Origin of the sequence: Vreelandella populi, from assembly GCF_003989825.1 — a bacterium.
Lineage (GTDB): Bacteria > Pseudomonadota > Gammaproteobacteria > Pseudomonadales > Halomonadaceae > Vreelandella > Vreelandella populi.
On record NZ_RZHE01000015.1, the window covers coordinates 424,169 to 442,946 of the forward strand.

General features: G+C 57.7%; 21 protein-coding genes. 3 read left to right on the plus strand and 18 right to left on the minus strand.

The window, feature by feature from the left end; translation table 11 throughout:
• Positions 1 to 83 precede the first annotated feature (83 nt).
• Positions 84 to 599 (plus strand): hypothetical protein, encoded by a 516-nt coding sequence (locus ELY25_RS16565; RefSeq protein ID WP_126952361.1) that lies wholly within the window; start codon positions 84 to 86, stop codon positions 597 to 599.
• Here the strand turns inward: ELY25_RS16565 and ELY25_RS16570 are convergent.
• The 7 genes from ELY25_RS16570 to ELY25_RS16600 form a co-directional block, all read right to left on the minus strand.
• Positions 596 to 1,654, minus strand: coding sequence for an alpha/beta hydrolase family protein (locus ELY25_RS16570; RefSeq protein WP_126952362.1), 1,059 nt, complete (start codon positions 1,652 to 1,654; stop codon positions 596 to 598). The two genes, ELY25_RS16565 and ELY25_RS16570, sit on opposite strands and share 4 nt — an antisense overlap.
• Positions 1,655 to 1,657: 3 nt before the next feature.
• Positions 1,658 to 2,338, minus strand: coding sequence for a BamJ family beta-barrel-assembly machinery protein (locus ELY25_RS16575; protein ID WP_126952363.1), 681 nt, complete (start codon positions 2,336 to 2,338; stop codon positions 1,658 to 1,660).
• A 152-nt stretch (positions 2,339 to 2,490) separates the two neighbouring features.
• Positions 2,491 to 2,934 carry a universal stress protein gene (locus tag ELY25_RS16580; protein ID WP_126952364.1) on the minus strand — a complete coding sequence of 148 codons (444 nt, stop codon included), beginning with the start codon at positions 2,932 to 2,934 and terminating at the stop codon, positions 2,491 to 2,493.
• A gap of 19 nt (positions 2,935 to 2,953) precedes the next feature.
• On the minus strand, positions 2,954 to 4,237 hold the full coding sequence (locus ELY25_RS16585; RefSeq protein WP_126952365.1) for a TRAP transporter large permease: 1,284 nt from the start codon (positions 4,235 to 4,237) through the stop codon (positions 2,954 to 2,956).
• A gap of 28 nt (positions 4,238 to 4,265) precedes the next feature.
• Positions 4,266 to 4,844, minus strand: a complete 579-nt coding sequence (locus tag ELY25_RS16590; RefSeq protein ID WP_126952366.1) for a TRAP transporter small permease — start codon at positions 4,842 to 4,844, stop codon at positions 4,266 to 4,268.
• Positions 4,845 to 5,123: 279 nt separating this feature from the next.
• The gene (locus ELY25_RS16595; protein ID WP_126952367.1) at positions 5,124 to 6,140 is read right to left on the minus strand and encodes a TRAP transporter substrate-binding protein; all 1,017 of its coding nucleotides are present in this window, start codon (positions 6,138 to 6,140) and stop codon (positions 5,124 to 5,126) included.
• A gap of 165 nt (positions 6,141 to 6,305) precedes the next feature.
• Positions 6,306 to 6,878 carry a TIGR02444 family protein gene (locus tag ELY25_RS16600; RefSeq protein ID WP_126952368.1) on the minus strand — a complete coding sequence of 191 codons (573 nt, stop codon included), beginning with the start codon at positions 6,876 to 6,878 and terminating at the stop codon, positions 6,306 to 6,308.
• Between the two features lie 28 nt (positions 6,879 to 6,906).
• Here ELY25_RS16600 and ELY25_RS16605 point away from each other — a divergent pair, with 28 nt between their 5' ends.
• Positions 6,907 to 8,871, plus strand: a complete 1,965-nt coding sequence (locus tag ELY25_RS16605; protein ID WP_126952369.1) for an ATP-binding cassette domain-containing protein — start codon at positions 6,907 to 6,909, stop codon at positions 8,869 to 8,871.
• 2 nt (positions 8,872 to 8,873) lie between these two features.
• On the opposite strand, the gene dtd is transcribed toward ELY25_RS16605, so the two are convergent.
• The 8 genes from dtd to ELY25_RS16645 all read right to left on the minus strand — a co-directional run bounded on the left by dtd (position 8,874) and on the right by ELY25_RS16645 (position 15,508).
• Complete coding sequence (gene dtd / locus ELY25_RS16610; RefSeq protein WP_126952370.1) at positions 8,874 to 9,311, minus strand: D-aminoacyl-tRNA deacylase; 438 nt, start codon at positions 9,309 to 9,311, stop codon at positions 8,874 to 8,876.
• Between the two features lie 55 nt (positions 9,312 to 9,366).
• Entirely contained in the window at positions 9,367 to 10,212 is an 846-nt protein-coding gene (locus ELY25_RS16615) for a universal stress protein (protein WP_126952371.1), read from the minus strand.
• 153 nt (positions 10,213 to 10,365) lie between these two features.
• Positions 10,366 to 11,187 carry a bifunctional hydroxymethylpyrimidine kinase/phosphomethylpyrimidine kinase gene (thiD, locus tag ELY25_RS16620; protein ID WP_126952372.1) on the minus strand — a complete coding sequence of 274 codons (822 nt, stop codon included), beginning with the start codon at positions 11,185 to 11,187 and terminating at the stop codon, positions 10,366 to 10,368.
• Positions 11,188 to 11,195: 8 nt separating this feature from the next.
• On the minus strand, positions 11,196 to 12,611 hold the full coding sequence (locus ELY25_RS16625; protein ID WP_126952373.1) for a TRAP transporter large permease: 1,416 nt from the start codon (positions 12,609 to 12,611) through the stop codon (positions 11,196 to 11,198).
• A complete protein-coding gene (locus ELY25_RS16630) occupies positions 12,611 to 13,159 on the minus strand; it encodes a TRAP transporter small permease subunit (protein ID WP_126952374.1) in 549 nt (182 codons plus the stop codon). Before ELY25_RS16630 ends, ELY25_RS16625 begins: the two co-directional genes overlap by 1 nt.
• Positions 13,160 to 13,264: 105 nt before the next feature.
• Positions 13,265 to 14,101, minus strand: a complete 837-nt coding sequence (locus ELY25_RS16635; RefSeq protein WP_126952375.1) for an endonuclease/exonuclease/phosphatase family protein — start codon at positions 14,099 to 14,101, stop codon at positions 13,265 to 13,267.
• A gap of 27 nt (positions 14,102 to 14,128) precedes the next feature.
• The gene (locus tag ELY25_RS16640; protein ID WP_126952376.1) at positions 14,129 to 14,767 is read right to left on the minus strand and encodes a thiol:disulfide interchange protein DsbA/DsbL; all 639 of its coding nucleotides are present in this window, start codon (positions 14,765 to 14,767) and stop codon (positions 14,129 to 14,131) included.
• Between the two features lie 111 nt (positions 14,768 to 14,878).
• A complete protein-coding gene (locus ELY25_RS16645) occupies positions 14,879 to 15,508 on the minus strand; it encodes a c-type cytochrome (protein WP_126952377.1) in 630 nt (209 codons plus the stop codon).
• A 276-nt stretch (positions 15,509 to 15,784) separates the two neighbouring features.
• On the opposite strand from ELY25_RS16645, the gene yihA reads away from it, so the two are divergent.
• Positions 15,785 to 16,426 carry a ribosome biogenesis GTP-binding protein YihA/YsxC gene (gene yihA, locus ELY25_RS16650; RefSeq protein WP_126952378.1) on the plus strand — a complete coding sequence of 214 codons (642 nt, stop codon included), beginning with the start codon at positions 15,785 to 15,787 and terminating at the stop codon, positions 16,424 to 16,426.
• 5 nt (positions 16,427 to 16,431) lie between these two features.
• Here yihA and ELY25_RS16655 read toward each other — a convergent pair whose 3' ends face one another.
• From ELY25_RS16655 to ELY25_RS16665, 3 genes are read right to left on the minus strand one after another with little or no spacing between them, the layout of a single operon-like run.
• Positions 16,432 to 17,163, minus strand: coding sequence for an HAD family hydrolase (locus ELY25_RS16655; RefSeq protein ID WP_126952379.1), 732 nt, complete (start codon positions 17,161 to 17,163; stop codon positions 16,432 to 16,434).
• Positions 17,160 to 18,071 carry a tyrosine recombinase XerC gene (locus tag ELY25_RS16660; protein WP_126952380.1) on the minus strand — a complete coding sequence of 304 codons (912 nt, stop codon included), beginning with the start codon at positions 18,069 to 18,071 and terminating at the stop codon, positions 17,160 to 17,162. Before ELY25_RS16660 ends, ELY25_RS16655 begins: the two co-directional genes overlap by 4 nt.
• Positions 18,064 to 18,774, minus strand: coding sequence for a DUF484 family protein (locus ELY25_RS16665; protein WP_126952381.1), 711 nt, complete (start codon positions 18,772 to 18,774; stop codon positions 18,064 to 18,066). The genes ELY25_RS16660 and ELY25_RS16665 overlap by 8 nt, the downstream gene beginning before the upstream one ends.
• Positions 18,775 to 18,778: the final 4 nt, after the last annotated feature.

Genomic DNA, 18,778 nt, shown 5'->3' on the forward strand with positions numbered 1-18,778 from the left:
CATCACAGCACAACGACATCGACATGTTTACTGTTACCATGAAACGACACCCCGCCTCACGGCCTGCGTAGCGGTATTCTGCCATGAAGATACTACCCAAGCCTGCTTACTTTGCCGGTTTGAAGGGACTCAAGGCGCTGATTTTAGTCACCGGCCTGGGGCTGGCCGTATGCACGTGGTACGTCTTTTTTCACCGCTTGCACGATGCCAGCCACGTTACCTGGTTTCCCGCAGCGGCCCAGTGTGATTTAAATACCCAGGCCTGCTCCGCGAGCCTCGGTGATGAAGGGCGTCTATTTTTTCATATCGACGTCAGCGGGCCCATCAGAGCGCTTGCCCCGCTGCCACTGGCGGTAGATATTGAAGGCTTCACCCCAAGTCAGGTCAGCGTGGACTTCGTCAGTCAAAATAAGCCAGACGACGTTTACCGCTTTGTGCTTGACACTATTACCCCTGGCCACTTTCGCGGCCACGGGCGACTGGGAGAGGATAGAAGCAGTGCGGCACCCGCCGTTATGCCCTGGCGGGCACGGGTGATTCTGGAAACGCCTAAAGGCAGGCTGGGCAGTTGGTTCGACTTTAACTTACTGAGCAGTTAATCAGCGGTTACGGCTGCCGTTTCCAGACGATCCAGCATGGTCATCAGGGCGCTGATTTGGACACCTTCACGGGTATCGTGCAGCGGGTTTTGCTGCCAGAGGCTTTCAGCATATCCCCACCAGTCCCAACAGCCTTGTGGATTCGACAGGCTGCTATCGATCTGCGGATAAAGCACGATCTGGCGATGCCTTGTAGCCCAATGATTCAAACCGCTATGGCTAATGAAAGTGTCATCGATGGCGCTGGTGCTCATCTGGCAACCGTGCAGGGCAATCGTGACCGGGCAGGCTTCATCCTCACAAGAAGCAGGGATAAACAGATAGCCGGTATCTGCAAGCCCCTTGACCGCAAACTCTGACTGATCAAACGCGATTAGTTCACCTGGTTCAGGGCTGACCGCTTCGCGCTCTGGGTATAGCCAGCTAAGCATCTCGCGAGCGACGTCTTCATCGCAGGCAAGTACATGGCTGCCTCCACCCTGACGACAGTTCCCCAGCTCGTGGGGGCCAACTGTTTCCTCTTCATGCAGGCGCACCGGCCACCCGTGGCCCGCCGCCTGATTGCGCAAGACCTTTAGCTGGTCAGGCACGGCCAGCCACTGCCGCCACTGCCCGGCCAAAAGCGTCACCAGTTCGGGGTCAACCACGTTATCCGCCCCACCATGCCAGATAAAGGTTCTTAGCGTGCCAAGAGCTTCCTGATCGCCCACCTGCCCATTATCCAGGTAACGAGCCCGGCGGTCTTCAAGCTCCTCCAGATCAGGCAGGCCACCACGCGTCATCATGCACTGGTTAAGCGCCATGCTCAGCGAGCCCTGGGAACACCCCCAGGGCCCCGCCGCCAATACGCCAACGCCGCTGAAGCGTTCAGGCCAGGCAACCGCCAGCTGGGTGGCCATATAACCGCCCGAGGATACGCCCACCACGCTTGCCTGTTCCGTTATCGCATTTAGCGCAGGCAAGCGGTCAGGCGTTTCAGTGGCACTGGCCACCAAAGGCCCGCCTACCAAGAGTATGACACTGGTGTAACGGGCAACTACTGGGGCCAGAAGCATGGATTATTCGACGCCCAGCAATTCAACGCGGAAAGTGAGCATTTCGTTGGGGCCAATCGGGCCTTGACCGTGTTCACCGTAGGCAAGCTCAGCTGGGATATACAGCATCCAGCTGTCGCCGACGCTCATCAGTTGCAGGGCTTCCTGCCAGCCTTCAATCACCTGATTGACCTGAAAGCTTACCGGCTCGCCGCGCTCAAACGAGCTATCAAATACGGTGCCGTCGAGCAGCATGCCTTCGTAGTTCACCTCAACGGTATCTTCAGCACCAGGCGTTGCGCCGTCGCCGGACTCAAGCACTTCATACTGCAGGCCTGATTCGGTCACTTCGATACCTTCGCGCTCGGCGTTTTCAGCCAGGAAGTCTTCGCCTTCTTCCTGATTCATCTGGGCAATTTCGGCAGCCTCTTCTTCACGTGCCTGCTGAGCACTCGCCTGGAAGGCCATGATCGATTCGACCATCTGCTCTTCGCTAAGCGCTAATTCATTCTCCTCGAACACATCGCGCATACCGTCATTAAACGCATCCAGGTCCAGATCCCCGATATCGGCCTTCATGCTTTCGCCCAGCGTCACGCCCAGGCTGTAGGCCAGACGCTGTTCATCGGTATCCGGCGCAGCCGCCACAAAAGGGGCTACAAGCAGCAGACTGATCAGAGCCGTTGAAGAGAGCAGTGTTTTCATAAAAAAATAACCTTATCCGACGGCGAAATACGCCATATGTTAGATGCTCCAAAGACTAACACCCGCCGCCTTGTGGTGCATCCATCCAAGGCGGCAGGTGTTGCTACGACCTCAGTTCGGCGCAGAGGTTTAGATCAATAGCCGAATACTGCCTACACCACAAGCGTCGGGCAGTGCGCTGCCCCGGCTACCCGCTGAGCAACGCTGCCCAACAGCATACCCTTTTCGCCGTCGGTGCCCTGAGCACCAATCACGATCAAATCGCACTCCCGCTTCCAGGCAAAGCGCACGATAGTTCTTGAAGGGCGCCCGCCCTTTACAAAGGCGCGTACGCAGGTACTGTCAGCACCCTTCTCTATGGCGTGGGATTTTGCGTGTACGGCAATTTCGGTGGCGTACTCTTTCAGCGCATCGTCTGGAATATCCAGCTGGCTTGGACGCACCATGGAAAGTGAGGCCTCAAGCAGGCTGTGATGTTTGAACACGCACAGAAAATACAGCTCGGCGCCCGTCAGAAGATGCAACCCGACCGCCTTATCAAGCGCCTTGATAGCCCCCTTGGAACCATCCACCGGAACTAGAATGCGATTAAACATGCGTTCTCCTTAGGACGGGTTAGCGGAAGGCCACATCACGCAGGAACAGCGCGATCTGCGGGAACATGATTAACAGCGCCGCTGCCAGAATGAGCATGAAGATAAACGGCGGCGTGCCCTTGATCACTTCCCAGTAAGGACGCTTGAAGATAGCGATGGCGGTAAAGATATCGCAGCCAAAGGGAGGCGTTGCCGACCCTATGGCGACCTGCAGAGTAATCAGAATCCCTACCAGCACAGGATCCAGCCCCGTGGCCGCAATCGCCGGCGCAAAGATTGGAGTAAGCACCAAAATGACTACGATAGGATCAACGAACATGCAGGCAATAAAGAAGGAGATGCAGATCGCGATCAAAACGCCGGTTGGTCCGGCATCGTTGACCCCTACAGTTTCTAGAATCGCCTGGGGGATCTGGGCAAAAGAGATGATCCAGGAGAAGCTGTTACCTACCGCCACCAGGATAAATACCACTGCGGTAATCAGACCGGTGGACTTCGCGATGGCATAGATATCGCTCATCTTGAGCGAGCGGAACACCACAAACTCCAGCAGTACGGCATAAAGTACGCAAGCAGCGGCGGCTTCGGTCGGGCTGAAAATGCCGCCGTAGATACCGCCTACAATAATTACAGGGAAACCCAATGGCCAAAGCGCTTTTTGAACGGCAACGCCGCGCTCTTTCCAGCTGGCACGCGCCTCGGTCGGTACGTCCTTAACTATCGCGTAAACGATACAGTACGCCGAAAACATAACCAAGATCAGAAGACCCGGACCAATACCGGCGATAAACAGCTCACCAATCGATGTGCCTGACACAACCCCATAGATGATCATGCCGATACTCGGCGGAATCAAGAATGCAATGTCGCTTGCGTTGATGATCAGTGCCAGAGTAAACGAGTCTGAGTACCCGGCTTTGAGCATTTTCGGGCGCAGCGGCGAGCCGACCGCCACCACGGTTGCCTGGGTAGAGCCCGAAACGGCACCAAACAGCGTGCACGACGCCGCCGTGCTGACCGCAAGCCCGCCCTTGATATGGCCAATAAACGCCATCACCATATCGATCAGCCGGTTGGCTGACTGACCCCGGGTCATGATATCGGCGGCGAGAATAAACATGGGCACGGCGATCAGCGATGCCGGGCGAATGCCTGCCATCATCTGTTGGATCAGCGTATCCATCTGGCCGAAGCCGTTAAACATCATGTAAAAGCCGATGATTGCTGCAGCAATCAGCGGAACCATCATTGGAAAGCCCATCAGCAGCAGGGCAATCATGGTGACGACCATTACCGTTGTCATAACGTTCCCCTAGAGTGCAATGCCTGCATCAGACTTCGGTTTCCGTATCTTTATAACCGTCCACCACCCCGGTTGAGAGATACACATCATGAGACGTGAAGTTTTTGATGGCGGTCAGCAGGTATTGAATACCCGTGATTAAAAAACCCATCGGCACCCATAGGTAAATCATCCATACCGGCAGGCTCAAGGAGGGCAGTACCCGCCCCTTACCGTAAAGGTCCTGGATATAAACGATCGAGTAGTAGAGTAGAAAGAACATGATCAGCGAGGTAAACAGCGAAATGCTGATCATCAGTACCCGTCGCCCGCCGACTGGCAGCGCATCATAAATGGCCGACATACGGATATGGCGACCGTGGCGCGCCGCATAGCCGATACCGGCAAACGTAATCATGATGATTAAAATCCGGTTTAGCTCGCCGGAAAACATGATGCTGTTGCCAAATACAAAGCGGGCGATAACGTTGGTGACCGTATTCAGCGCCATTAGCAAAACCCCTAGCGCCAGTATCACTGACTCGATTTTGCTAATTGCAGTGTCGATCATGCCCAACACGCCAGGTAAACCTGAGTGGTAACTCTTTTCGGACTCTTCATCGGTCATGGCCGAACTCCTGTTTTTCGGCATGACTATGGCGCACAAACGCCAATAGCACGCGGGATATCAATGAGGGCTTACACACACGACAGGATGGCTATAACGCCTTGATGTACTCTTAGCGTAACGGGTGTCCGGCATTTACGCCTTAGCGCTGGGTAAATAATCTCCAACGCTTTGTCCACCCTTCAGACGTTTTTCACCTACGTTAACAGCAATAGAAAAGGGGCAGCCTTGACTGCCCCTTGGGTGAACACCACCTCTGTTCAAGCGGTCGCTCAGCGGTTACTCGTTGCTAACGGATTCAAGATCGGCCTTGAACTGTTCAAGCAATTCGGCCCCACGCTCACCGGTCATTCCCAGGAAAGCCTCTTCAACCTGAGGGGCAAGATCGCGGAAGGCTTGAATCTGCTCTTCGTCCAGACGCGTGACGGTTACTTCATCGGATGCTGCCTGAATTTTTTCCAGCGCTTCGTCGGCCAGGCCCTTGATATGCTCAATGGTGTGGTCGTAAGCCGCGTTAGAGGCTTCCCGGACCAGCGTCTGGTCTTCTTCAGACAGGTCATCAAAGAAGTCCTGATTCGCCATCATGGCAGTGGTAAACCAGCCGTGACCGGTAAACGTCAGGTGCGGAGATACTTCGTACAAGCCGCCTGATTCGATCCAGAAAATCGGGTTTTCCTGACCATCCAGAATGCCGGTTTGCAGGCCCCCGTACACTTCCCCCCACGGCAGCGGCGTAGGTGTTGCGCCAAATGCATCGTAGGTTTCGGAAAGCAGCGGGTTGGTCATGGTGCGGATTTTCTTGTTGCGCATATCCTCAGGTGAACTGACCGGCTCATTGGTGGTGATCACCATTTCACCTTCAGGATACATCTTCAGAAGCTCAAGCCCCTGCTCGGCGTAAAGCTCAGGGAACATCTCGTTGATCGCCTTGCTCTCGTCGAAGAACGTCAGCACGGTTTCTTCATCGGTAGGCAGCAGGTAGGGAATAAAGAAGATCTGCGCTTCTGGAATCAGCGCGCCGGTAAAGCCCGGTGACTGGTTCACAAACTGGAGGATACCGTTCTGGGTCTGCTCCATGATGTCATCAGACTCACCCAGCTCACCGAAGCGATAAACTTGAACCGTATGATCAGAGTTTTCCTCGATATACTCTTTGAATGCGTAAGCGAAAACATCCTGTACATCGCCTTCGTACTCTTCGTGCGCGTAACGCCAGTTGTCCGCCTGGGCAGCCGCGGTCATGCCTAACAGCAGTGCGCCGATGCTCGCCGTCGTTACTAACTTGCTTGCCTTCATGCGATGTTCCCCTTGCAGTGGTAAGCGCGCTATACGAGTGCGCAAGAATCTGCTCTTGTTTTTTTACATTCGCTTTTTACATCCGCTGACACGCAAAAACGTTATCCATTGCTGCGGGTCAGCGGACGTATAACGAGTATTATTCAAAAGCAGCTTAATTTCAGGCTAGCGCGGTGATTCGAAGCGGTCAAGCCGGGTTGCCAGGGCCTGCCAGGCGTTTGAGATGCTGTCGCGCGCGCCTGACGCACAGAGACAATCTTTGTCAAGTTCAGTAAAATGCAGCCTATCTTGCAGCCATTTTGCAACATCGTGCGAATTTAGCGCACAATTTGTTAAGCGCGCATCATCGTCAGGATTTTCAGTTGCCCAGATTTGCCAGCGTTGAAGATTTTCACGCTCGGCCTGTAACTCAGCCTGCTGAATCATTTTACGCAGCGTGGCAATCGAGGCACTTTCCTGCGCCTCGGGTTTCAGGCGACGCCGCAAATGGCGCAGTGCCTGGGTAACCTCGCGCTGCCATACCTCACGTTCTTTGCGCTGTTTGTCAAGAGGGCCGGGCAGTGCTTCAAGCCCGTGTACAGACAGCCAGCCATGAAACAGCAGCTCGCAGACATCGATACCCAGCGTGTCCTGCAGTGTCAGGCAGGCGTCTTCAACGTTGGGGGCTGAGTAAAACGCTAAAGCAAAATCCCATAACGGCATCTGCTCCAGGCGGCGCAATCGGTTAGAATCAAGCATTGGTTTACCCACTTTTTCGGGAGAGAGCATGATCGCACTGCGCCAAGTCGCCCTGCAACGCGGCAAGCAAACGCTACTCGATAACGCTGACCTAACGCTACATGATGGCATTAAGGCAGGCATTATCGGGGCAAATGGCGCTGGTAAATCGAGTTTATTCAAGCTGTTGTTGAATGAGCTGGGCCCTGACCAAGGCGACGTTGAAATGAGCGGCGGCCAGCGCATTGCGCATATGGCGCAGGAAGTCGAGGCCCTCGACCGTCCGATTATTGAATATGTTCTCGACGGTGACCATGCCCTGCGCCAGACTGAAGCCGCGCTGCTGGCAGCCCAACAGGCAGGCGAGGCCCATCGTGAAGCCGAGCTTCATGGGCTGATCGAAACCCTGGATGGCTATCGTGCTGAATCCCGCGCCGCGCAGCTCCTGGTGGGGCTTGGCTTTATGCAGGCTGATCTAACGCGCCCGCTATCAGACTTCTCCGGCGGCTGGCGAATGCGCGTTAACCTGGCGCGCACGCTGTTCATGCCCTCGGATTTACTGCTGCTTGATGAGCCGACCAACCACTTGGACTTGGACGCGCTGCTATGGCTTGAGCAGTGGCTGACCCGCTACCCGGGCATGCTGCTGCTTATTTCTCACGATCGGGATTTTCTGGATGCCGTGTGCGACCACATCGTGCACATGCACCACCAAACGCTAGAGCTTTACCGGGGTAACTACTCCCGCTTTGAACGCACCCGGGCCGAGAAGCTAGCCCTGCAGCAGGCGGAAGCGGCGAAGCAGCAGGCCCGCCGGGAAGAGATCGAGCGATTTATTACCCGTTTCAAAGCGCAGGCAACCAAAGCGAAACAGGCGCAAAGCCGGGTAAAAATGCTGGAGCGCATGGAAGACATTGCCGTCGCCCACGTCGATTCGCCCTTTCACTTCACGCTACCGGCCGCCGATAAAACTTCGCACCCGCTGCTGGTACTCGATCAGGCCCAGCTTGGCTACCGGGGTAAAGAGCGTGACACCGTTCAGCTCGACAAGGTCAATATCACCCTGCTTCCAGGCAGCCGCATTGGCCTACTAGGGCCGAACGGGGCGGGTAAATCGACGCTGATCAAATCCCTGACCGGCGAGCTTGAACTATTAAACGGCAAGCGCATTCCCGGCGAGCACCTGGCGATTGGTTACTTTGCTCAGCACCAGCTGGAAGGACTGGACGTCACCTCGACTCCGTTTGTGCATGTTCAGCGCCTTTCACCGAGAGCCAGCGACCAGGAGATTCGCAACTTCCTGGGCGGCTTTGGCTTTAAAGGCGATGACGCCTTTGGCGAAGTGGCCACCTTCTCAGGTGGAGAAAAAGCGCGCCTGGCACTGGCGCTAGTTGCCTGGCAAAAGCCCAACTTACTGCTGCTGGATGAGCCTACCAACCACCTGGATCTGGAAATGCGCGAAGCGCTTACCGAAGCACTGGCCGGTTTTGAAGGCACGGTGATTCTGGTATCCCACGACCGCCACCTGCTGCGTGCCACGGTCGATGAGTTCTGGTGTGTAGCGGACAATCGGGTTGAGCCGTTTGATGGCGACCTTGAGGATTACCGCGCGTGGTTAAAAGCGCGGCTTGAAGAGAGCCGCCGCGATTCGCGCAGTGAAAAAGCCGAACGCCAGAACCAGCAGCCCAATGGCGACAGCCGCGAGGCGCGCAAAGCCTCGCGCAAGGCGGCCGCCGAACTGCGTGAAAAGCTGCGCCCGCTGAAAAAGGAGCGCGACCAGGCTGAGAAAGCCATGGAAAAGGCGCAGGCAGCGCTGGAAGAAGTAGAGGCGATTCTGGCCGACCCCGAGCTATACACCGATAACAGCCGCAAAGCCCAACTGACTGAGGTACTCGCTAAACAGGCTGATATCAAGGCCGGTTTAGACCGCGCCGAGCAGCTGTGGCTAGCGGCTGAAGAGTCATTGGAAGCCATGGAGGCGGAGCTGCTGGCCAGTGAAAGCGCCGAGATTTAACGCTAGCTTTCCAGTAAGAACGTGACCGGGCCGTCATTGACCAGCGCTACCTGCATATCGGCACCAAACTGGCCGATCGCCACCTTCGGCCAGGCTGATTGGGCGCGGGTCACCAGACCGTTGAACAGACGCTCGCCTTCGGCAGGCGGAGCGGCGCTGGAAAAGCCTGGCCGCAAACCCTTATGGGTCTCGGCGGCCAGGGTGAACTGGGAAACCAGCAACAGACCGCCGTCTATCTGTTGAAGGTTGAGGTTCATCTTGCCCTCGGCGTCGCTAAATATGCGGTAATGCAGAAGCTTGTGGAGCATTTTCTCAACGGCGGCGTCACTGTCGCCTTTCTCGACACCGACCAGTGCCAGAAGCCCCTGATCGATGGCGCCAATCGTCTGCCCCTCAACCGTCACGCTTGCCTTTCTGACCCGCTGTATCAGCACTTTCACGGCGCCTCTCCTGTATTGGTAAAAGGTAAAGCGCCCAGTGTACCCGCCTTGGCCGTTACCAGGCGCGGCAGAGTATCAAATCACAGTGAGGCTCACTAAGCAGCGTCTGAGTCAGCTGGCTTGAATGGTAGGGTTGGCCGCGGCTGCCTATCATCACTACATCGGGCGTATGCTGCTTTATATAGTTCTGAACCACCTCGCTGGACGTGCCGGGCTCAAGCACCAGTTCGATATCCGGCGCCCCGTCCTTGTCCTGCACAATACGTTCAACTTCACTACTTAACAGCGCCTGCAAGCGGGCTACCTCCTGCTCGCGCCAGCGGGCGTAATAAACCTCGGAGCCAAGCTCAACCTCGCCGGGTATCGTCCAGGCGTGGAGCAGCGTGAGCCTGACTTCCGGGAAGCGGCGTAACGCCTCGTTTAGTGTTTGGCGGACGGTTAGAAAAGAATCGACGGGAATCAGGATATGCTGCCATGGCTGGGTAGGCACACGCTGCGCAATGACCACCGGACACGGCGCACTGCGCAGAATGCGCATAAAGGTGGTGCCTGCCAGCAGCTCTTTCTGCCCCCGCTTGCGATGCATGCCCAGCACAATCAACTCGGCCTTCTGCTCGTGGGCCTTACGTACAATCTCTACATGCGGTTCGCCCATCACAGTTTGAATGACCGTTTTGGGTGCTTCCAGGGCGTAATCTTCGCGAATATCCGTCAATGTCGTGGCGATGTCCTCATTGATCGCCTGCTCCAGTTCACGGAGCAGGCGACGCGGTAGGTAAGGATCAAGCACATGCAGGATATCCAGCTGGGCATGCTGAGCATAGGCAAGGCGCAGCGCCCGAGCGAAGCCAGCGCGGTTGTCGGCAGAAAGGTCGGTGGCAAACACAAATGTGGGGGTCATGGCATAACGCTCCTAGAACAAGCCAGGCCTTTGGGTAGTCACACAGACATCCCTCAGCATGGTGGGCGAAGCCCTATCCCGCAAGCTAGCCACTCATTCTAGCTAATCATTTCAGTTGCTCTCTGACCCCCAGCCCTGGCGTTTTTGAACCGCTTACCACCACGCATGAAAATGATGCACAGGCCCGCGTCCTTTGCCCACACTCAGGCGAGCACTGGCTTCTAGCGCCGCATGCAGCCACTTCTTGGCCTCGCCGATCGCCGCTGTGGGCGCATTTGCTGGAGCATCTGTTGGTAGCTTTGCCAGGCATGCGGTAATCGCCGACGATAGCGCGCAGCCGGTGCCGTGCAGGTTTTCGGTCTGGATGCGTGAGGCGGGCAGCCACTCATGCCCGCTCGGTGTGGCCAGCAGATCGGGACAGGTCTCACCGCGCAGATGGCCGCCCTTAAGTACCACATAGGGCGCGCCTAGCCGGGTCAGCCCCGGCAGCATGGCCTCCATAGCGTCCAGGCTTGAAGGCGGCGAGGCATCGAGCAGAACAGCCGCTTCCGGCAGGTTGGGCGTGATCACGTCGGCAAGCGGCACCAGAATATCGCGCACTGCACGAATCCCGGCGTCATCGACCAGAACGTCGCCGCTCTTGGCGACCATCACCGGGTCGAGCACGATCCAGCGCGGACGGCGTTTGCCCAGCACCTCGGCGATCACCTCAGCCACTTCACGGCTGGCGACCATGCCGATCTTGACGGCATCCAGCTCAACGTCATCCAGCAGGGTTTCAAGCTGTGCACGAATGAAGTCCGCGGGAATCGGATAAACGCCGCGCACCCCTTGAGTGTTCTGGGCAGTCAACGCGGTGATCACGCTGGTGCCATAGGCCCCCAGCGCTGAAAACGTCTTTAAATCGGCTTGAATGCCGGCCCCGCCGGAGGGGTCGGAGCCGGCAATTGTCAGTACATTGACGCTTGATGTCATGACGCCTCCTAGATGACCGACGGCAGCCAGGTGGCGAGACCCGGGAACAGCGCCAGCGCCAGAAGCATCGCCAGCTGCATGAGGATAAACGGAATGACTCCACGGTAGATCGCCGAGGTGGGCACGCTTTGCGGGGTAACACCGCGCAGATAAAAGAGCGCAAATCCGAACGGAGGCGTCAAAAACGACGTCTGCAGGTTGACGGCGATCATGATGCCGAGCCAGATGGGATCAAGTCCCATGGCGAGCAGCACCGGGCCGACGATCGGCACCACCACGAAGGTGATCTCGATAAAGTCGAGAATGAAGCCGAGCAGGAAGATCACCAGCATGACCACCAGCGTGGCGCCGACAACCCCACCCGGCATCGCCTCAAACATATGGGTAACCAGCTCTTCACCGCCAAACGCTCGGAATACCAGCGAAAACAGCGCCGCGCCGATCAGGATCAAGAACACCATGCTGGTCACCTGGGCGGTAGAGCGCACCACATCGCGCAGCATGGTAAAACTTAACCGCCGGTTGGCCGCAGCCAGCAGTAGCGCCCCGAATGCGCCCACCGCTGAGGCTTCCGTGGGCGTGGCAAAACCGCCCAAAATCGAGCCCAGCACGGCCACAATCAATAGCACGGGCGGTAAAAGCCCCTTCAACAGCAGCGGCCAGACGCTGCCGGTGTGGCCCAGCTCCTGCATCAGCGCTTCACGGTCCGCCGCTGGAGCCGCACTGGGTTTCAGCCACGCTACCATGAGCAGATAGATGATATAGGCCACTACCAGCAACAGTCCGGGCACCAGCGCGCCGATAAACAGATCGCCCACGGAGAGCGTCTTAGGGCTCCAGGAGCCCATGGAGAGCTGAGCCTGCTGATAGGCATTGTTAAGTACGTCACCCAACAGCACCAAGGCGATGGAGGGCGGAATAATCTGGCCAAGCGTACCCGTGGCACAAATGGTACCGGTCGCCAGCGACGGCGAGTAGCCGCGCTTAAGCATAGTGGGCAGCGAAAGCAGACCCATGGTCACCACCGTCGCCCCGACAATCCCGGTCGAGGCCGCCAGCAGCATGCCCACCAGCACCACTGCAATGCCCAGGCCGCCGCGCAACGCGCCAAATGCCATGGTCATGGCGTCCAGCAGGGTTTCCGCTACCCGTGACTTCTCAAGCAGAACGCCCATCAGCACAAACAGGGGCACGGCCAGCAGGGTATTGTTGGTCATGATTCCGTAGATCCGGTTGGGCATGGAGCTCATCCAGCGCGCCTCAAACGGCACCGGAACGCCCATCGACTGCAGAAGAAACCCTAGCCCGGCAAAGGCCAGCGCCGTACCGGCCAGCGAAAGCGCCACCGGATAGCCCAACATCAAGACACCGCATACCGTGGCAAACAGTACCAGCGGCATGCCTTCCAATAGAGTCGCCAGCACTAGACCATCTCCTCATGTACAGGGGCGGAACCGGATAGCTTGCCGCGGATAATCAGCACCTGACGGATCAGTTGGGCCACCGCCTGGATCAGCAGCAGGGCGACCATCGCCAGTATCAGAGACTTGAGCAGAAATACCGCCGGGATGCCGCCATCGCCCGAGCGCTCCATGATGGCCCAGCTGGTCATTACATAGCGAAAGCTTGAGATGGCAATGAAGGAGGCCACCGGAACCAGCAGAAACAGCGTACCCAGCAGGTCGATCCAGGCGCGGCCTTTATCTGACATCTTGCGGTAAAAGATATCTACCCGCACGTGGCCATCATGGCGCAGCGTCCAGCCGGCCCCCAGCATGAACACGGCGGCGTGCATGTACATCACGGATTCCTGCATCACGATGCTGTTGATACCGAAGATATAGCGCAGCACGACGATGGCAAACTGAACGACCATCATGATGATCACCAGCCAGGCAATGGCCCGGCCCACTCCCTCAGTCACGCAGTCGAGCCAGCGTAGCAAGCGCGGCTCATGGGCATTGGCGAGCATGTTAAATGTCCTGGAGAAAGAAAACGGCCCAGAATCATCGCTGATTCTGGGCCGAACGTCATCCCCTAAGCTCGCTTGTGCGACGTTTTATTGCCTATAAGCGACTCAGGAATTAGGAGGCGTTGCGTTTTCAATAGCTAACAGGCAGGCCGCCGGAAGCGGCAAATCCACTGCAATCGGCAGATGATCGGAAAACAGATGATCCATTACCCGAACCTCAGCGGCTTCCAGGGTCTGCGACAACAGAATATGATCAAGCGCGCGGCGCGGCTGCCAGGAGGGATAACTGAGCAGCGGCTTGACCGGATGCAACGGCAGCGAAGTGCTGAAACGCTCGTGGGCATGCAACTGGTCCGGGGTGCAGTTAAGATCCCCCATCACCACCACATGACGCAGCGGCTCGATAATATCGCTCAGGTAGTTGAGCTGGCGCACCCGCCCCCGGTGACTAAGCGCAAGGTGCGCCACAAAGATATGCAGAGCATCCGGCCCGTTGCCAAACCGCACATGGATAGCGCCACGCCCCGGCAGCGTACCGGGCAGGCGGTGCTCTTCGATCTTGGTGGGCACCAGACGCGAAAGCAGCCCATTACTGTGCTGGGCAACACGCCCAAGGTTGCGGTTTAGCTGCTTGAAGTAGTGCGGAAAACCGGCCTTGGCCGCCAGGTATTCGACTTGGTTGATACGCCCGGTGCGAAAGCTTCCGCCGTCAGCTTCCTGCAGGCCCACCACGTCAAACTGACCCAGCACGTCACCCATGATATCCAGGCGCTTGACGCGTTGCGGGTTGGGCAGAAAGTGCTGCCAGCTACGAGTAACGTAGTGATGATAAGCAGACGTTTGTATCCCTACCTGCAAATTGAATGTGAGCAGGCGAAGGTGCCCCCGTTCGCGCAGAGGCAATGCCCCGGATCCCTGGTTCATCGCTGTCGTATCGACCATCTGCTTATCACCTGATTCCTTGGTTACTTACCCTTCCTGAGCACGTTCCTCACGTACACGTTCAATCAGCGCTTCGGCTACTTGAGGCATGTTTTCAAGACTGCCTGCAGTGCTGGGCGTGATGACATAACGGCCGTCTACGATCAGTGCAGGCACGCCCATCAGGCGCATCTCACGCATACGGCTATTAGCCTTGTTGACGTCGCTACGCACGTTGAAGGAAGTCAGCGCCTTTTTAGCGTCCTCTTCACTTACCCCGTAATTGGCAAAAAATTCGGCAATCTCGTCGGAATCCGTCAGCTTGCGGCCGTCCTGATGGATCGCGTCAAAGAAATCGGCGTGCAGATCTTCTTCAATACCCAGTGATTGTGCGGCATAAAAGGCATTCGCGTGAATATTCCAGTTACCGCCCATGGTTGCGGGCATATGCACAACGCTTACATCATCTTCCAGCGTTTCATACCATTCGCTGACCGGGGTTTGCAGACGGTAGCAGTGCGGGCAGCCAAACCAGAACACTTCGGTCACTTCAATCTGATCATCATCTACCTGAGTCGCCACCGGCGGATCCAGCAGCGTATAGTCCTGGCCTTCAACCAATTCCTGCGCACTGACAGCCGCCGAAAGACCTAAACCGGCCATCGCAACCATTAACGTTTTGAACATAGCGACAATTCTCCAAAGGGTAAGCGGAAGCTGAGACTGCTAATAACGCTATCAGGTTCCCTCGCCAATAGAAAAGGGAATTACCGACTCAGCCTATTAATACTCAGCTTATTAATACAGCCCAAAGAGGTAGTTAGCCACGGCCTGACGGTCATCATCGTTCAGCTTGGCGGCAATATCGTTCATGCTGCCGCTGGGGTCGTTAACTCGCTCACCTGAGGCAAACGCACGCAGGGCTGCCTGGGTATAGGCCGGGTGCTGACCCGCGAGTGCTGGATACACGGCGCTGCCAATGCCTGCCCCGGTGGGTGTGTGGCAAGCACTGCATGCAGGTATGCCAAGTGCCCTGTCGCCCGCCCGGTAAAGCGTTTCGCCCCGCACGAGCTGCTCCGCAGCATCGTCACTGACCTGGCCCAGATTGGCCTCCTGCTCTGCGTAATAGGCGGCTACGTCCCAGGCGTCCTGGTCGGAAAAGTCGCTCACCATGCCCATCATCTGCGGCACAATGCGCTCTTCATCGCGAATATCCATGATCTGCTTGGCAAGATAGGACACCTGTTGGCCCGCCAGATGGGGAAAAACGTCGGCTGGGCTGATACCGGCCTGGCCATGACAGGCCGCGCAGGTCTGGGCTTTCTGTTGGCCCACCGCCGCGTCCGCTTCTTGCAGCTCTTGGGGCTGTGCATGCGCAATGCCGGTAACACTTACGATAATCGTTAAACCTGCCAGCAGTACTTTCATGACGACTCACTAATCTCTTGAATGATAAAGAACTCCTACCTCATCCAGGCGAGCTTCTTTTTACTTACGGGTAGATAAGCCACCCGAACAGCGTGCTGATTAGTCGCTGTTGGCTTGGGCGCGGTGGTACACTAGCGCTCCAGGTCACAGGTATTCCCGCTTTTTACGCAACGTTTGACCTGACTGACGGGGTAATTCGTCGCAGTGCGGCTTGCCATGTCATTATACGCGTGGTTAACGCAGACTGTTTATTGGTTCGATTTCAGGATTTTTTCCATGTCCACCCCTCAAGATAGCCCCGTCGCTCGGCTGAACTACCCAACCGCCAGCTTTATTATCAGTGCCCCTACCTTGGCTACCTGCCCGGATGACACGGGTGCTGAAGTGGCATTTGCCGGCCGCTCAAACGCGGGCAAATCAAGTGCGATCAACGCGTTAACCCAGCAAAAAGCGCTGGCGCGCACCTCGCGCACGCCTGGTCGTACCCAGTTGATCAACTTTTTCAGCGTCATGAACGATGACTCACGCCGCCTGGTTGACCTACCTGGCTACGGCTACGCTAAGGTGCCCGAGGCCGTCAAGCTTGAATGGCAGCAGCACCTCTCTGACTACCTGCGCGGCCGTTTCAGCCTGCGTGGCCTGGTGCTGTTGATGGACGTTCGCCACCCCTTGACCGAATTTGACCAGATGATGCTCAGCTATGCCGACAAGCGCAATATGCCAGTGCATATCCTGCTGACCAAATCCGACAAGCTTAAAAAAGGCCCGGCGAGCGCCGCCTTGCAAAAGGTTCGCTCACAGTTGAAAGAGTGGGAAGACTTGGTCTCGGTTCAGCTGTTCTCATCGCTCAAACGTGATGGGGTCGACACGCTCTCACAGAAACTTGACCAGTGGCTGCACACGCCTGAGTCCGAGTAAGAAGGTTAGCCGTCCAGCCGTTCAAGTATCGCAGGCAGCTCCTTGATATGCGCAATGCGATGCACCCGGGGCGGCAGCACCTGATCGTCATCACTTGAGACCCATACCGCGTGCATGCCGAGCTGCTGAGCGGGCAGTATATCCTCTGCCCAGGAGTCACCTACATGCATGGCGTGCTCAGGTGCCACATCAAGCTTGGCAAGTGCCGTTAAAAAGGGCGTGTGATCCGGTTTGGGAGCCAGCAACTCGCCAGCCGCAATGGCCACCGGAAAGTACGCCGCCAGGGGCTGGCGCTTCAAGTGAATATTACCGTTGGTGATGGCGGCAAGCTGATAACGTTCGCTAAGCGCCGCCAGCAACCCGGCAGCCTCCGGGTGGGGCGTTACCTGAATACGCAGGCGATGAAACTCGTTCATGGCCGCCGCCGCCCACAGGATAGCCGCACTGCGCGGCAGATCTTCAGCTTCCAGCTGGGCTTCCAGAGCACGCAGGCGCAGCCAGGTGAAGTCACCGCGACGCTCGGGCACATCCTTGGCAAACTGCTGGCGGCGCGCCAGGTAGTCCTGTAACCCCGCCTCATAGCCAAGTGCAAGCGGCGCCTCCTGGCGCGTGGCGCGCCACATGCCAAGCGCTTCCAGCAGCCACGCGTAGTGGCCCTCTTCCGTGCGCAGCATGACGCCGTGGTTGTCCCAAAGCGTATCGTCTAGATCAAAGGTGATGGCTTGCAGTGCTGTCATGGTTTGCTTCCGGATAGACCGCGTTTGGCACGTGGGTGGGCGGCGTCGTAGCTGGTGGCAAGGTGCTGCCAGTCCAGCCGTGTATACACCTGCGTGGTGGAAAGATTGGCGTGGCCCAAAAGCTCTTGCACCGCGCGCAGATCCTGGCTGGATTCGAGCAGATGGCTGGCAAAGGAGTGGCGCAGCCGGTGCGGGTGCAGATGCTCAGGCAGACCTCGAGTAATCGAGAGCTGAGCAAGGCGCTTCTGGATGGCCCTGTGGCCTAGACGGCGGCCCTGCTGCCCGACAAACAGCGCGGTTTCAGCGTCCACCGCCATGCCGGCCCGGCAGGTCAGCCAGTCGGCCAGCGCCTGCTGGGCACGTCGCCCGACGGGTACCTGACGCGGCTTGCTGCCCTTGCCGATCACACGCACGCGGCTTGCCTGCAAGTCGTGGAGATCAAGCGCGGCAAGCTCCGCCAGGCGTAGCCCGCTGGAGTAGAAAAGCTCGAGCATTGCCTGATCGCGCACCGCCAGGGGCGAGCCGTCATGAGGGCTGTCCAGAAACTGGGCCAGCGCATCGACATCTACCGGGCGTGGCAGGTGGCTAGGCTGCTTGGGCGTGCGTAGAAGCCCCACCGGGTTATCGGCCAGAATACCCTGCTTGATGAGATAGTCGGCAAACCGGGAAAGCGCAGCCCGGCGGCGGGCCAGGCTACGTGCCCCAAGCCCGCGGCTGCGCTCAGCCCCCAGGAAGGTGCGCAGCAGCGCGGTATCCAGAGCTGCCGGGTCGTGCACCTCGCGCTGCTCGGCAAACCGGCACAGAGCGCTCAGGTCCTGCTGATAGGCCGCCACGGTAGCCGGGCTTGCATGACGGGCCAACGCATCGAGATAACTTGCCACCGAGGCTGCCAGTGCCGACTCAGCCATGCTGTTCCAGACGAATCAGCAGTCGCGCCACGATATCGCCCAGATACTCGGTAAATAGTGTATCCATGCTGGCGCGATAGCTTTCCGGGTTGGGACTGGCAAGCAGCAGATAGCCCAGCGACTCTCCTGCTGAAAGCCGCGAAATGGCGCAGGAGCCCGCCTTGCGCGGGGGCTTGGTGTGCGGCAACAGGCATTTCCAGTCGCTAACGCTCAGCTTGGCACAGCGGCTGGTCTTGCCATCCAGCAAAGCAGCAAGGCGCGCGCTGGCGTGCTGATCCAATACGTGACGCGGCGGCTGAGGCAGCGCCGGTTCACTGTCGCTTAGCGTGGCCGGGCACCACAGCGCCATGGCTGGCGTATCAAAACGCTCATTCAACTGAGTGGCCAGGGCCTGGGCCAGGGCGTCACGGTTATCAGCCTCGACCAGCGCCACAAGGGTTTCGCGCAGGCGCCGGTATTGGGCTTCGTTGTGCCGGGCGGTTTCCAGCAGATGCTCTAGGCGATCTTCCGCCGTTTCCGCTCTCTGGCGCAGATCCAGCACCAGCCGTTCAAGCAGCGAGACCGCGCCATCAATATGCGGATGGGGGACTTTAAGCTGCTGCAGCAATCCTTCACGACCAACAAAAAAATCGGGATGACGGGCAAGCCAAAATGCTACCTGGTCTGGATCGAGCGTCTTGCGCGGTTCAGGGGCTTGAGACATCGCC

Coding starts and splice junctions, on each gene's coding strand:
- ELY25_RS16565 (WP_126952361.1), top strand. CDS start 84: ATGAAGATACTACCCAAGCCTGCTTACTTTGCCGGTTTGAAGGGACTC.
- ELY25_RS16575 (WP_126952363.1), bottom strand. CDS start 2,338: ATGAAAACACTGCTCTCTTCAACGGCTCTGATCAGTCTGCTGCTTGTA.
- ELY25_RS16630 (WP_126952374.1), bottom strand. CDS start 13,159: ATGCTCGCCAATGCCCATGAGCCGCGCTTGCTACGCTGGCTCGACTGC.
- ELY25_RS16605 (WP_126952369.1), top strand. CDS start 6,907: ATGATCGCACTGCGCCAAGTCGCCCTGCAACGCGGCAAGCAAACGCTA.
- ELY25_RS16645 (WP_126952377.1), bottom strand. CDS start 15,508: ATGAAAGTACTGCTGGCAGGTTTAACGATTATCGTAAGTGTTACCGGC.
- ELY25_RS16635 (WP_126952375.1), bottom strand. CDS start 14,101: ATGGTCGATACGACAGCGATGAACCAGGGATCCGGGGCATTGCCTCTG.
- ELY25_RS16595 (WP_126952367.1), bottom strand. CDS start 6,140: ATGAAGGCAAGCAAGTTAGTAACGACGGCGAGCATCGGCGCACTGCTG.
- ELY25_RS16615 (WP_126952371.1), bottom strand. CDS start 10,212: ATGACCCCCACATTTGTGTTTGCCACCGACCTTTCTGCCGACAACCGC.
- ELY25_RS16665 (WP_126952381.1), bottom strand. CDS start 18,774: ATGTCTCAAGCCCCTGAACCGCGCAAGACGCTCGATCCAGACCAGGTA.
- ELY25_RS16585 (WP_126952365.1), bottom strand. CDS start 4,237: ATGACAACGGTAATGGTCGTCACCATGATTGCCCTGCTGCTGATGGGC.
- ELY25_RS16600 (WP_126952368.1), bottom strand. CDS start 6,878: ATGCTTGATTCTAACCGATTGCGCCGCCTGGAGCAGATGCCGTTATGG.
- ELY25_RS16660 (WP_126952380.1), bottom strand. CDS start 18,071: ATGGCTGAGTCGGCACTGGCAGCCTCGGTGGCAAGTTATCTCGATGCG.
- thiD (WP_126952372.1), bottom strand. CDS start 11,187: ATGACATCAAGCGTCAATGTACTGACAATTGCCGGCTCCGACCCCTCC.
- ELY25_RS16580 (WP_126952364.1), bottom strand. CDS start 2,934: ATGTTTAATCGCATTCTAGTTCCGGTGGATGGTTCCAAGGGGGCTATC.
- yihA (WP_126952378.1), top strand. CDS start 15,785: ATGTCCACCCCTCAAGATAGCCCCGTCGCTCGGCTGAACTACCCAACC.
- ELY25_RS16570 (WP_126952362.1), bottom strand. CDS start 1,654: ATGCTTCTGGCCCCAGTAGTTGCCCGTTACACCAGTGTCATACTCTTG.
- ELY25_RS16640 (WP_126952376.1), bottom strand. CDS start 14,767: ATGTTCAAAACGTTAATGGTTGCGATGGCCGGTTTAGGTCTTTCGGCG.
- ELY25_RS16590 (WP_126952366.1), bottom strand. CDS start 4,844: ATGACCGATGAAGAGTCCGAAAAGAGTTACCACTCAGGTTTACCTGGC.
- ELY25_RS16655 (WP_126952379.1), bottom strand. CDS start 17,163: ATGACAGCACTGCAAGCCATCACCTTTGATCTAGACGATACGCTTTGG.